Origin of the sequence: Burkholderia sp. lig30 (assembly GCF_000687455.2) — a bacterium.
GTDB lineage: Bacteria > Pseudomonadota > Gammaproteobacteria > Burkholderiales > Burkholderiaceae > Burkholderia.
The window spans coordinates 58,225-69,999 of record NZ_JGVW01000093.1 but is presented as its reverse complement, the minus strand read 5'-3'; the positions used below and the strand labels follow the sequence as shown (position 1 = coordinate 69,999).

General features: G+C 65.7%; 13 protein-coding genes. 4 read left to right on the top strand and 9 right to left on the bottom strand.

Going from position 1 to position 11,775, the window contains the following annotated elements; genetic code table 11:
• The 6 genes from LIG30_RS18765 to LIG30_RS27310 form a co-directional block, all read right to left on the bottom strand.
• A partial coding sequence (locus LIG30_RS18765) for an ABC transporter ATP-binding protein (protein ID WP_038714385.1) occupies window positions 1-524 on the bottom strand: 524 nt, incomplete at its 3' end.
• A 187-nt stretch (window positions 525-711) separates the two neighbouring features.
• Window positions 712-1,833: a polyamine ABC transporter substrate-binding protein gene (locus tag LIG30_RS18760; protein ID WP_038714359.1), complete on the bottom strand. Its 1,122-nt coding sequence runs from the start codon at window positions 1,831-1,833 to the stop codon at window positions 712-714.
• Window positions 1,834-1,905: 72 nt separating this feature from the next.
• On the bottom strand, window positions 1,906-3,333 hold the full coding sequence (locus LIG30_RS18755; RefSeq protein ID WP_038714356.1) for an aspartate aminotransferase family protein: 1,428 nt from the start codon (window positions 3,331-3,333) through the stop codon (window positions 1,906-1,908).
• Between the two features lie 28 nt (window positions 3,334-3,361).
• Complete coding sequence (locus LIG30_RS18750; RefSeq protein WP_038714354.1) at window positions 3,362-4,696, bottom strand: glutamine synthetase family protein; 1,335 nt, start codon at window positions 4,694-4,696, stop codon at window positions 3,362-3,364.
• A gap of 28 nt (window positions 4,697-4,724) precedes the next feature.
• Window positions 4,725-5,531, bottom strand: a complete 807-nt coding sequence (locus LIG30_RS18745) for a gamma-glutamyl-gamma-aminobutyrate hydrolase family protein (RefSeq protein ID WP_038714352.1) — start codon at window positions 5,529-5,531, stop codon at window positions 4,725-4,727.
• A 325-nt stretch (window positions 5,532-5,856) separates the two neighbouring features.
• On the bottom strand, window positions 5,857-6,036 hold the full coding sequence (locus tag LIG30_RS27310; protein ID WP_083494091.1) for a hypothetical protein: 180 nt from the start codon (window positions 6,034-6,036) through the stop codon (window positions 5,857-5,859).
• Between the two features lie 465 nt (window positions 6,037-6,501).
• On the opposite strand from LIG30_RS27310, the gene LIG30_RS18740 reads away from it, so the two are divergent.
• The gene (locus LIG30_RS18740) at window positions 6,502-7,053 is read left to right on the top strand and encodes a cupin domain-containing protein (RefSeq protein ID WP_038714383.1); all 552 of its coding nucleotides are present in this window, start codon (window positions 6,502-6,504) and stop codon (window positions 7,051-7,053) included.
• An 82-nt stretch (window positions 7,054-7,135) separates the two neighbouring features.
• Entirely contained in the window at window positions 7,136-8,626 is a 1,491-nt protein-coding gene (locus LIG30_RS18735) for an aldehyde dehydrogenase (RefSeq protein WP_038714351.1), read from the top strand.
• A gap of 174 nt (window positions 8,627-8,800) precedes the next feature.
• Here LIG30_RS18735 and LIG30_RS18730 read toward each other — a convergent pair whose 3' ends face one another.
• Window positions 8,801-9,001 carry a heavy-metal-associated domain-containing protein gene (locus LIG30_RS18730; RefSeq protein ID WP_038714381.1) on the bottom strand — a complete coding sequence of 67 codons (201 nt, stop codon included), beginning with the start codon at window positions 8,999-9,001 and terminating at the stop codon, window positions 8,801-8,803.
• A 357-nt stretch (window positions 9,002-9,358) separates the two neighbouring features.
• On the opposite strand from LIG30_RS18730, the gene LIG30_RS18725 reads away from it, so the two are divergent.
• The gene (locus LIG30_RS18725) at window positions 9,359-9,691 is read left to right on the top strand and encodes a cupredoxin domain-containing protein (protein WP_038714379.1); all 333 of its coding nucleotides are present in this window, start codon (window positions 9,359-9,361) and stop codon (window positions 9,689-9,691) included.
• A 12-nt stretch (window positions 9,692-9,703) separates the two neighbouring features.
• Entirely contained in the window at window positions 9,704-10,531 is an 828-nt protein-coding gene (locus LIG30_RS18720; RefSeq protein ID WP_038714350.1) for an FTR1 family iron permease, read from the top strand.
• A 159-nt stretch (window positions 10,532-10,690) separates the two neighbouring features.
• Here the strand turns inward: LIG30_RS18720 and LIG30_RS18715 are convergent, their stop codons facing one another.
• The gene (locus LIG30_RS18715; RefSeq protein ID WP_038714349.1) at window positions 10,691-11,128 is read right to left on the bottom strand and encodes a hypothetical protein; all 438 of its coding nucleotides are present in this window, start codon (window positions 11,126-11,128) and stop codon (window positions 10,691-10,693) included.
• The gene (locus tag LIG30_RS18710; RefSeq protein ID WP_038714347.1) at window positions 11,128-11,685 is read right to left on the bottom strand and encodes a nucleotidyltransferase domain-containing protein; all 558 of its coding nucleotides are present in this window, start codon (window positions 11,683-11,685) and stop codon (window positions 11,128-11,130) included. The genes LIG30_RS18715 and LIG30_RS18710 overlap by 1 nt, the downstream gene beginning before the upstream one ends.
• Window positions 11,686-11,775: the final 90 nt, after the last annotated feature.

The window sequence follows — 11,775 nt, the reverse complement described above, 5'->3', positions numbered from 1 at the left end:
GGGCGCTTGACCAGCGGGCGCGCGAGCGCGGCGCGCTGCTGCTGGCCGCCCGACAGCTGGTGCGGCTTGCGCTTCGCGTACTGGCTCATCTGCACGAGCGCGGGCGCGTCGGCGACGCGTTCCGCGATCTCGTTCTTCGGCGTGCCTTCCTGCTTCAGCCCGAACGCGACGTTCGACTCCACCGTCATGTGCGGAAACAGTGCGTAAGACTGGAACATCATGTTCACCGGGCGGCGGTACGGCGGCAGCGTCGCGAGATCCTCGCCGTCGACGAAGATCTTGCCGGAGGTCGCGGTCTCGAGGCCCGCGAGCATGCGCAGCAGCGTGGACTTGCCGCAACCGGAACTGCCGAGCAATGCGAACAGTTCGTTCTTCGCGATCGTCAGGTTCACGTTGTCGACGGCGGTGCTGTCGCCGAATTTCTTCACGACGTTTTCGATGCGCACGAACGCGTCGTTCTTCACACGGGCCGTGGCGGCCGGTTGCGCGTGTCGCGCTGCGTCGGGACTGGGAATCGATTGCATGAGTTTCACCATTCGTTCATCACGGATTGCAGGCGTGAGCGTCCCCGCGCGAGGCGCGCAACGCGCCTCGCGGAACGGCTCCTGCCGGGTGGATCGCTGCGCGCCGCGCGCGCAGGCGGACGGTCAGTCCGCTGGGTTCATGCGGGCAGGCATCGAGCGATTCCTGCGCCGCGTGCGTGCAGCGCGATCAATGGCCTGTCTTGAGCTGCGCCCAGAGACGGTTTTCGAGGCGCAGGATGTCGGCGGGCATCGGCCGCATCAGCGTCATCTTCTTGAGCACGTCCTCGGACGGGTAGACGGTCGGGTCCTGCGCGACCGCCGCCGTCACGAACTGGCGCGCGGACTTGTTCGCGGTCGGATAGAACACCGTGTTGGTGATCTCCGCGTTGACCTTCGGGTCCTCGATGTAGTTGATCCACTTCATCGCCGCTTCGGCGTGCGGTGCGTCCTTCGGGATCACCATCACGTCGAACCACAGCAGGCCGCCTTCCTTCGGGTTCGCGAAGCGGATGTCGTACGAGCGCTTTGCTTCCGACGCGCGGCGGTGCGCGATGCCGACGTCGCCCGACCAGCCGACCGCGACGCAGACGTCGTTGTTCGCGAGGTCGTTGATGTAGCCGGACGAGTTGAACTGCGTGATGTACGGCCGGACTTTCTTCAGCACGTCGAAGGCAGCCTGGTAGTCGGCGGGGTTCGTGCTGTTCGGGTTCTTGCCCATGTATTGCAGCGTCGCGGCGAACACGTCGACCGCCTGGTCGAGGAACGATACGCCGCAGCCCTTGAGCTTCGACATGTGCGCGGGATCGAACACGAGCGCCCAGCTGTCGACCGGCGGGTTTTCGCCGAGCGCCTTCTTGACCGCCTGCACGTTGTAGCCGATGCCGTCGGTGCCGTATGCCCACGGCACGCCGTACATGTTGCCCGGATCGGCGTCGGCGATCATCTTCATCAGCACCGGGTCGAGATTCGACAGGTTCGGCAGCTTCGACTTGTCGAGCTTCTGGTAGACGCCCGCCTGGATCTGCTTGGCCATGTAGTTCGAGGTCGGCACGACGATGTCGTAGCCCGAGCTGCCGGCGAGCAGCTTGGCCTGCAGCGTGTCGTCGCTGTCGTAGTTGTCGTACTTGACGTGGATGCCGGTCTGCTTCTGGAAGTTGGGGATCGTGTCTTTCGCGATGTAGTCCGACCAGTTGTAGACGTTCAGCTCGGTGTCGGCGGCAACCGCCGGCGGGCTGGCGACGGACGTGACGCCGGCCGCGGCGGCGAGGGAGGCGGCGGCGAAGGCATGGCGAAGATATCGAGCACGCATGATGGAGTTCCTCTGGTAGTGAGGGCGGGCGGCGCCGCATCGCGCGAGCGCCGCCGCCGGTAAGCGAAGCCGTTATGAAAGTCCCAGTTGCTGAGCGGTCGCGTCGACGGCCTTCTTCGCCTTCGACACCAGTTCGTCGATCTCGCTGCGCGTGATCACGAGCGGCGGCGACAGCAGCATCCGGTCGCCGGTCGCGCGCATGATCAGGTTGCTGCCGAAGCAGAAGTCGCGGCAGATCGTGCCGACATCGCCGCCGTTCGCGAAGCGGCGGCGCGCGGCCGGCGCCTCGGCGAGCTGCAGGCTGGCGACGAGGCCCGTGCCCGACACTTCGCCGATGATCGGGTGGCGCGCGAAGGTCTCGCGCAACAGCGCCTGGAAGTACGGGCCGGTATCGGTCTTGACCCGCTCGACGATGCCCTCGTCGCGCAGCAGCTTCAGGTTCGCGACCGCGACCGCGGCGGCGACCGGATGGCCGGAGTAGGTGAGGCCGTGATTGAAGTCGCCGCTCGCGATGATCGGCTGCGCGACGCGCTCGTGAATGCCGACCGCGCCCATCGGCACATAGCCGGAGGTCAGGCCCTTCGCCATCGTGATCAGGTCCGGCTCGAAGCCGAAGTGCTGGTGCGCGAACCATTCGCCGGTGCGTCCGAAGCCGCCGATCACCTCGTCGGCGACGAGCAGGATGTCGTACTTGCGGCAGATGCGCTGGATCTCCGGCCAGTAGGTCGACGGCGGGAAGATCACGCCGCCCGCGCCCTGGAACGGCTCGCCGATGAACGCGGCGACGTTCTCCGCGCCGAGCTCGAGGATCTTCGCTTCGAGCTGCTGCGCGCGCGCGAGGCCGAACGCCTCGGGCGTCATTCCCGGTTCGGCCTCGCCGAAGAAATACGGCTGGTCGATGTGGACGATGTGCTCGACCTTCGACGGCATCTGTTCGTGCATGTAGCCCATGCCGCCGAGCGTCGCGCCCGCGATCGTCGAGCCGTGGTAGCCGTTCTTGCGCGAGATCACGTACTTCTTCGACGGCTTGCCCTGCGTGTGCCAGTATTGATGGACGATGCGCAGCACCGTGTCGTTGCCTTCGGAGCCGCTGTTGCAATAGAAGAAGTGATTGAAGCCGGCCGGCGTCAGTTCCGCGAGCAGCGCCGACAGCTCGATCACCGGCGGGTGGGTCGTCTTGAAGAACGTGTTGTAGTACGGCAGTTCCAGCATCTGCCGGTATGCGGCGTCGGCGAGCTCCTTGCGGCTGTAGCCGACGTTCACGCACCAGAGCCCCGCCATCCCGTCGATGATCTGGTTGCCGTCCGAATCCCACAGGTAGACGCCTTGCGCCTTGACGATCACGCGGCTGCCCGTGCGGTTGAGCGCGCCCATGTCGGAGAACGGGTGGATGTGATGCGCGGCGTCGAGCGCGCGGTACTCGGCCGTGGTGCGTGCCTGCGCGGCTTGCGCGGCCGGGGCCGCGGGTTGAATCCAGGCTGCTTCGTTGCGATAGGTCATGTTGCCTCCGGTTTGCGGTTGTGCACGCTCAGACGTGCAGCAGCAGATGCTTGCGTTCCCACGAGCTGATCACGCGGAAGAACGCTTCGTATTCGGTTTCCTTCAGCGCGAAGTACGCCTTCAGGAATTTCTGGCCGAGGATCTCGCCGATCGGCTCGCACGCGCTCATCAGCGTGAGGCCTTCCTCGAGGTTGCGCGGCAGCTGGTACGGCAGCGAATAGCCGTCGCTGATCAGCGGCTCGGTCGGTTCGAGGTGTTGCGTCATGCCGAGATAGCCGGCGGCGAGCGTCGCGGCGAGCGCCAGATACGGGTTGCAGTCGACGCCCGGGATGCGGTTCTCGATGCGGCGCGCGGCCGGGCCAGAGTGCGGGATGCGGAAACCGACGGTGCGGTTGTCGTAACCCCACTGCACGTTGATCGGCGCGGCCATGAAGCGCGACAGCCGGCGGTACGAATTGATGTACGGCGCGAAGATCGGCATCATCGCGGGCGTGTATTTCTGCAGGCCGGCGAGATAGTTGTAGAACATCGAGGTCGGGCCGCCGTCGGCGCCGGTGAACAGGTTGCGGCCGGTTTCCTCGTCGACGATGCTCTGGTGCACGTGCATCGCCGAGCCCGGCTCGTCTTCCATCGGCTTGGCCATGAAGGTCGCGTACATGTTGTGGCGCAGCGCGGCCTCGCGCACGGTGCGCTTGAACAGGAACACCTGGTCGGCGAGCGACAGCGCGTCGCCGTGCATGAAGTTGATCTCCATCTGCGCGGCGCCGACTTCGTGGATCAGCGTGTCGATGTCGAGATCCTGCATTTCGCAGTACTCGTAGATGTCCTCGAACAGCGGATCGAACTCGTTGACCGCCTCGATCGAATACGACTGGCGGCCGGTTTCCGGGCGGCCGGTGCGGCCGACCGGCGGGCGCAGCGGCAGGTCCGGGTCCTTGTTCATGTCGAGCAGGTAGAACTCCAGCTCCGGCGCGACCACCGGCTTCCAGCCCTTCGCCTTGTACAGGTCGAGCACGCGGCGCAGCACGTAGCGCGGCGAGATCTCGACCGGCGAGCCGTCGAAATGCACGCAGTCGTGGATCACCTGCGCGGTCGGGTCGACCGCCCACGGAATCAGGCGGATCGTCGACGTGTCGGGCACGCACACCATGTCCGGATCGGTGACGCCGGTCAGCGAGCCGTCTTCCGGATACTCGCCGGTGACGGTCTGCACCATCACGGCTTGCGGCAGGCGCATCGATTCGCCGGACGTGAACTTGTTGCGCGGCGTGATCTTGCCGCGCGCGATGCCGGCCATGTCGGGAATGATCGCTTCGATCTCGGTGATCCGGTGCTTCTTCAGAAAATCGTCGATGTCTTGCATGTTGGTTCTCATGTCGTTGGCGGGGCGCTCAGGCGAGCGCGGCGCGGGGCGCGGACGGGGTGGCGGCTGGCGTGCCGTGCGCGCGGGCCTGCCGGCGGGCACGGCACGCGGCGCCGAATGCGCGGAAGATCGCGCTCGACAGCGGGTCGTGCCCCTGGCGCCATTCGGGATGCCATTGCACGCCGAGCGCGAACGCGGGCGCGCCCACGACGCTCACGGCCTCGATCAGTCCGTCCGGCGCGGTCGCTTCGGCCGCGAGGTCCGCGCCGAGCAGCGCGATCCCCTGCTTGTGAAGCGAATTCACGTGCACTTCGTCGCGGCCGTCCGCGAGCGTGTGCAGCAGGCCGCCTGGCGTCAGGCGCACTGTGTGCGACGGCCCGTACTGCACGTCGAGCGGCGCGTCGTCGTCCTCGCGGTGGTCGTCGAGGCCCGGCACGTCGTGCACGCGCTGATGCAGCGTGCCGCCGCATGCGACGTTCAGTTCCTGGAAGCCGCGACAGATCGCGAGCACCGGCACGCCTGCGGCGATCGCGGCGCGCATCAGCGGCAGCGTCGTCGCGTCGCGCGCCGCGTCGTGCGCGGTGCCCGGCGCGCTTGGTTCGCCGCCGTAGTGATGCGGCTCGACGTTCGAATAGCTGCCGGTAAACAACAGGCCGTCGACGGCGTCGAGCACGTCCTCGGTCGCTTGCCGCGCGCCGAGCGCGGGCAGCAGCATCGCCAGCGCGCCCGCGCCGTCGACGACCGCGGCGACGTACTTGTCACCGGCGGCATGCGACGCATGCGCGCCGATTTGCGTCAGGTCGGCGGTGATGCCGACAAGAGGTTTCCTTTTCATAGCGTCAGGTTGCCTGTATGGGCGGCGACGCCGCGATGCGGCGCGGCAACCGTCGACGGTATGCCGCTTGCACGAATCGCAGGCGTGACGAAGCCCCGCAGCCGCGCGCATTGCGCATGGCCGCAATCCAAGGGTCACAGCGGCAGGCGTGGTCGGCGAACCGCTGTGCGTGACGGTCGGGGCGCCGTTCGTTTCATCGCATCGCGTGCGGCGCGGCAAGAAAGATGCGCGCGCAACGACATGCCGCTACCGGTCATGCGGACGGCACGACGCGATACGGTCAAAACGAACGGCGAAAACGAACGGCGAAAACGGGAGAGAGGCGCTATGGCAGCAGCGATGCCACTTCGTCGGTATGGATGGCGACGAATGCGCGTGCCGAGATGGCATTGCGGCGTCGCACGGAGCGACGGGACAGGATGGTGTAGATCGACAGATGCAGGCGAGGATGATGCCGGCCGCAACTGCCGTCGGGGATGGGCGAAGGGATGCGCGAACTTCGCACATCGCCTTGATTCCACCTCGCCAGATGGCTACGGACTCTCACGATTACACTCGGCTGGTTTGTTGAAAGTATTGAACACCTGATTGCTCAAACGCACCGGGCGTTTAAATAATCGAGGCATCGGCCGGGCGGCATCGCTGCCATCGGCGCCGCATTTCGCGCTGCAACATGGCGTTTTGCGGTGGATGACGGACAGATGACGCTGACCTGAGAGCCAGCATATACGAGCCAAAAACGGCGTCAAATGTTTTTTTAAGGCCATTCGTCAGGGCTTACCCGATGCACTGCGAATAAATCATTCGTCTTTGGAATGGCAAATGGGGTGTTGATTATTTCGAACGCCTTTCGGGGTTTTCCCCGCCAATGCGCGCGATAAAGTGATTAGAATAATTAACGGCTGTTCAATGCATGGTTTCACTTTTTCACCGCACCTCATCGCACCCCATCGTGGCAGAAACCGAATCGATGTCCACCGAAGTCGCCGAACGCCTGCGTTTCGTGCGCAACAAGCACGGCCTGTCGCAACGCGAACTCGCCAAGCGCGCCGGCGTGACCAACGGCACGATCTCGCTGATCGAACAGGGCCGCGTGAGCCCGTCGGTCGGGTCGTTGAAGAAGCTGCTCGAATGCATCCCGATGAGCCTCGCCGAGTTCTTCACGTTCGAGCTGGTCGCGTCGCGCACGGTCGTGTCGCGACGCGACGAGATGCCGAATCTCGGCAACGAATCGCTCGCGTTCCATCTCGTCGGCGCCGGCGTGAAGGATCGCAACATGTGCATCATGCGCGAGGTCTACCAGCCACATGCCGACACCGGCCCCGAGATGCTGTCGCATGCGGGGCACGAGGGCGGCGTGGTCGTCGCGGGCCGGCTCGAACTGACCGTCGGCAGCACGACGTGGTTGCTCGATCCCGGAGACGGCTACTACTTCGAGAGCCGTTTGCCGCACCGTTTTCGCAATCCCAGCGCGGAGCAAGTCTGCGAGGTCGTGTCGGCCAATTCGCCGCCGACCTTCTGACCGCGCGTCACCGCATTCGCCGCCAGCAGTGCCACGGGCGCACCGCGTCGCGCGGCGAGTGTCACAACATTGAGGCATCCTGATGAACAAGTTGACTTTGGCTGACTGGCAGGACAAGGCGGCGTCGCTCGCGATCGAAGGGCGCGCATTCATCGACGGCGCGTATCGCGACGCGCATGCCGGCAACACGTTCGACTGCGTGAGCCCGATCGACGGCCGCGTGCTCGCGAAGGTCGCCGATTGCGGGGAAGCGGACGTCGATGCGGCGGTGGCCGCCGCGCGTCGCGCGTTCGACGCGCAGGTGTGGGCGGGGCTGAATCCGCGCGAGCGCAAAGCGGTGCTGCTGCGCTGGGCGTCGCTGATGCGCGCGCATCTCGACGAGCTCGCGCTGCTCGAAACGCTCGACGCGGGCAAGCCGATCGGCGACACCACGACGGTCGACGTGCCGGGCGCGGCGTATTGCGTCGAGTGGTTCGCGGAGGCGATCGACAAGGTCGGCGGCGAAGTCGTGCCGGCCGATCATCATCTGGTCGGCCTCGTCACGCGCGAGCCGATCGGCGTCGTCGCGGCGGTCGTGCCGTGGAATTTCCCGATCCTGATGGCCGCGTGGAAATTCGCGCCCGCGCTCGCGGCGGGCAACAGCGTCGTGCTCAAGCCGTCCGAGAAGTCGCCGCTGACCGCGATCCGCGTCGCGCAGCTCGCCTGTGAGGCCGGCATTCCGGCGGGCGTGTTCAACGTCGTGCCGGGCGCGGGCGAGCCGGGCAAGCTGCTCGCGCTGCACCGCGACGTCGATTGCGTCGCGTTCACCGGCTCGACGAACGTCGGCAAGCTGATCATGCAGTACGCCGCGCAATCGAACCTGAAGCGCGTGTGGCTCGAACTCGGCGGCAAGTCGCCGAACATCGTGCTGGCCGACTGTCCCGATCTCGACCGCGCGGCGAAGGCGGCGGCGGGCGCGATCTTCTACAACATGGGCGAGATGTGCACCGCGGGCTCGCGCCTGCTCGTGCATCGCGACATCAAGGACGCGTTCATCGAGAAACTCATCGCCGCCGCGCGCGCATACGTGCCGGGCAATCCGCTCGATCCGTCCGTGTCGATGGGGGCGATCGTCGACGGCATCCAGCTGCAGCGGGTGCTCGGCTACATCGACGCGGGGCGCAGCGAAGGCCGGCTGCTGACAGGCGGCGCGCGCGTCGACGAGGCGTCCGGCGGCTTCTATGTGGAGCCGACCGTGTTCGAGGTGAAGCCGGACGCGCGGATCGCGCGCGAGGAGATCTTCGGGCCGGTGCTGTCGGTGATCGTGTTCGACGACGTCGACGAGGCGGTGCGGATCGCCAACGACAGCGAGTACGGTCTCGCGGCGGCGGTGTGGACGGCGGATCTCACGACCGCGCACGAGGTGTCGCGGCGGCTGCGCGCGGGCACGGTGTGGGTGAACTGCTATGACGAGGGCGGCGACATGAACTTCCCGTTCGGCGGCTACAAGCAGTCGGGCAACGGCCGCGACAAGTCGCTGCACGCGCTCGAGAAATATACGGAGCTGAAGTCGACGCTCGTGCGGCTGCGGTAACGCGGCGCGCGGAGGCAGGTGCGCCGCCGGCCGGCGGCGCGGCACCCGCGCACGTTACACGCGCAGGCGGGTGAAGCCGCAAGCGGAAGCCGCAAGCGGACGCCGCGAGCGGAAGCCGCAAGCGGAAAACCGTTCCCGGCCCGCGCCGCGCGAGCCGGGAACGCGCGCAGTGCGTTACGCGGCGCGCAGCGCGGGGTGGAAGCCGGCGGCCTCGATGACCGCCTGCACGCTCGCCGCGGGTTGCGCCGATTCGACCTTGACGATCTTCGCTGCCACGTCGATGTCGAGCTTCGCGGCCGGATCGGCTGCCGTTACCGCGCGGGTGATCGCGTTGGCGCAACCGCCGCAGGTCATGTCCTGCACTTCGAATTCCATGTTTGCCTCCAGTCCGGTGTTGATGAACGTACACAGGATGAAGCTTGCCACGATGGCAAGGTCAAGTGCGCGAACGCGGGACGGGAGCGGTGCGCGGCGCGCGTGTCGGGTTGTTCGCCACGCAGGCGATCGTCATGATGTGATCCGACGAATCAAGGGCGCCGCCGAGCGGTCAGTCGGTATTTAGCCTGATTGACGCGGTATCGGCCCGACTCCGATCAAAAAAATCGTTTCGAAGCAATGGGTTGCGAAAGCGTGTGAAGTCAGATTCCCATTCCGTCAGCAAGGACATTTGATGTGAAAATGCGAATCGATCTTAGTATCATCTCCGTCTCAATATTGATTCCCGTCACGAACATGAACCGTATCGCCCTCGGCTTCACGCTGGCCCTGGTGGCCGCATCGGCCTCGTCCGCATTCGCCGCCGACGACGTCTATCGCCTGACCCTGAAGGACCACAAATTCTCGCCGGAAGGCGTGACCATTCCGGCCGGCAAGAAGGTCAAGTTCGCGGTGAAGAACCTCGACGCGACGCCCGCCGAGTTCGAGAGCGACGATTTCAAGGCCGAGAAGGTGATCCCGGCCGGCAAGGAAGTGGAACTGTACGTCGGCCCGCTGAAGCCCGGCAGCTACGAGTTCCACGACGAGTACCACGAAGCGCAGTCGAAGACTCACCTGACCGTCAAGTAATCCGATACCGCCATGCTGTCCACCGCCCTGATCGTGTTTCGTGAAGTCCTCGAGGCCGCGCTCGTCGTCTCGATCGTGATGGCCGCCACCAAGGGCGTGCCCCGGCGCGGCTGGTGGGTTGGCGGCGGGCTCGCCGGCGGCGTGATCGGCGCGGGCCTGATCGCCGGGTTCGCGGACGTGATCTCGAACTGGGCGTCGGGGATGGGCCAGGAGGTCTTCAATGCGGGCGTGATGTTCGTCGCGGTCGTGATGCTCGCGTGGCACAGCATCTGGATGAGCAAGCACGGCCGCGAGATGGCGCAGCACATGTCGGCGGTCGGCCGGGCCGTGGCGGCAGGCAGCAAGCCGCTCACGGGGCTGGCGATCGTCGTCGGCGTCGCGGTGCTGCGCGAAGGCTCGGAAGCCGTGCTGTTCCTTTACGGGATCGCGGCGGGCGATCCGGGGCAGGCGCCGCAGATGGCGATCGGCGGCCTGCTTGGCGTGCTCGGCGGTGCCGGGCTCGGCGCGGCGATGTACGCCGGCCTGCTGCAGATTCCGCTCAAGCGTCTTTTTTCCGTGACCAACGGCCTGCTGGTGCTGCTCGCCGCGGGCATGGCGAGCCAGTGCGCCGGCTTTCTGCTGGCCGCCGGCCTCGTGCCGTCATGGGGCGACGCGGTGTGGGACACGTCGTGGCTGCTGAAGGAAAGCAGCGTGGCGGGCAAGATGCTGCATACGCTGGTCGGCTACACCGCGCGCCCGGCGGGGATCCAGATCGCCGCCTATCTGGCGACGCTGGTCGTGATCGTCGGGCTCGCGCGGCTCATCGGCCGCCCGCAGCCGGCGGCCCGGCAGGCCGCCTGAATGCGCGAAGGGGCGTTATCGGCCCTGACCGTTTTGTAACAGAGTGGCTGGTCAGCTCTGACGGAAGCGCAAGCCCCAGCGTGATCCTGCTGGGGCTTTTTTTATCGTTGTGGCTGCCGTCCGCCCGTTCATATCGAACTGTTCTGCAAGACAGGGCCCTCACGGCGTACCGGTCAGCGTCTGCGCAACGGGCAGGTACTTCGCCAGGATGGCGAGCATGGTGGCGGCCTCAGCCTTCGACACGGGCGGAAACGGTGAAACGTAAGAGGTGCCGTTGCGACGCTCGTGGGCCTTCGTGATGAAGGCAAATTCCTGGGTGTTGACACCCAGCGAGGTGGAAACGCGCTGGATGGCCAGGTTACGGCCCGCATCTTTGGTGCGTACCTCGTAGCGCTCCAGGACGGCCTGGACTATCTGAAAATAGCCTTCGTAGGCCAAGGTAAATATCTGCATATGCCGGCTGGGGTCCAACTCCTCGGCGGTGGCCTGATAGTCCGCCGCGTTACGCAGGAAGCCCGCGATGGCGCCGGGCGTCGGGGCGACCGCCTCAAAGGCTTTCGTCTTGATGAGGTTTTCGTATTCAGCTGGGCGTGGCATCACAGTATCCTCAGCGTGGGCCCTTGGGCAATCTGGGCAATGACAGGGTCGGACTGAACCAGGGCAGCCCATTCGGCAGGCTCGTACAAAGAGAAGTTAACGGGGCGCAGCAGACCTTCTTCGGCCTTGTGGAGGGCCTCGGATAGAGCGAGGAGAGGGGCGTTCCCGACGACAATCAGGTCGATGTCGCTCCGGCCACTGTCAGTGCCCTTGGCCACGGAGCCAAACACGAACGCTGAGGTGATGTGGTCGGCAAAAGGCTCGAGGGCTTCTTTCAGTGGTTCCGCAACGGCAAATGACTTGCGTGCGATACTCAACAATTCGGGATAGAGAATGAACTCGGTATTCGCCCGGATGCTTCGTTGCCGGCCTCGTCGGGAGTCTTCCCGAAGTACGCCCGCCTCGACCAGGCGGTCCACCTGCTTTTGAGCGCTCCCGCGCCCACTGTTCGCCAGACGCAGCAGTTCCTGTAGCGTAAAGCTGCGGTCAGGCTGGAGCAGCGTGGCGCCAAGCACGCGTTGCAGGCTCGGTGTGAAGAGAAAGTCGGCAAGACTCATAGCGAATCCCCTATATAGGGATGAATGTCCCCATTATAGGGATCAGTTGGTTAATCCTCAATAGAGGGACGTCTATCCCTGCTTTGGGGA

What these genes read in the sequence shown, in the direction of transcription:
- LIG30_RS18760 (WP_038714359.1), bottom strand. Translation starts at nt 1,833, where the DNA reads ATGCGTGCTCGATATCTTCGCCATGCCTTCGCCGCCGCCTCCCTCGCC.
- LIG30_RS18755 (WP_038714356.1), bottom strand. Translation starts at nt 3,333, where the DNA reads ATGACCTATCGCAACGAAGCAGCCTGGATTCAACCCGCGGCCCCGGCC.
- LIG30_RS18750 (WP_038714354.1), bottom strand. Translation starts at nt 4,696, where the DNA reads ATGCAAGACATCGACGATTTTCTGAAGAAGCACCGGATCACCGAGATC.
- LIG30_RS18745 (WP_038714352.1), bottom strand. Translation starts at nt 5,531, where the DNA reads ATGAAAAGGAAACCTCTTGTCGGCATCACCGCCGACCTGACGCAAATC.
- LIG30_RS18740 (WP_038714383.1), top strand. Translation starts at nt 6,502, where the DNA reads ATGTCCACCGAAGTCGCCGAACGCCTGCGTTTCGTGCGCAACAAGCAC.
- LIG30_RS18735 (WP_038714351.1), top strand. Translation starts at nt 7,136, where the DNA reads ATGAACAAGTTGACTTTGGCTGACTGGCAGGACAAGGCGGCGTCGCTC.
- LIG30_RS18730 (WP_038714381.1), bottom strand. Translation starts at nt 9,001, where the DNA reads ATGGAATTCGAAGTGCAGGACATGACCTGCGGCGGTTGCGCCAACGCG.
- LIG30_RS18725 (WP_038714379.1), top strand. Translation starts at nt 9,359, where the DNA reads ATGAACCGTATCGCCCTCGGCTTCACGCTGGCCCTGGTGGCCGCATCG.
- LIG30_RS18720 (WP_038714350.1), top strand. Translation starts at nt 9,704, where the DNA reads ATGCTGTCCACCGCCCTGATCGTGTTTCGTGAAGTCCTCGAGGCCGCG.
- LIG30_RS18715 (WP_038714349.1), bottom strand. Translation starts at nt 11,128, where the DNA reads ATGCCACGCCCAGCTGAATACGAAAACCTCATCAAGACGAAAGCCTTT.
- LIG30_RS18710 (WP_038714347.1), bottom strand. Translation starts at nt 11,685, where the DNA reads ATGAGTCTTGCCGACTTTCTCTTCACACCGAGCCTGCAACGCGTGCTT.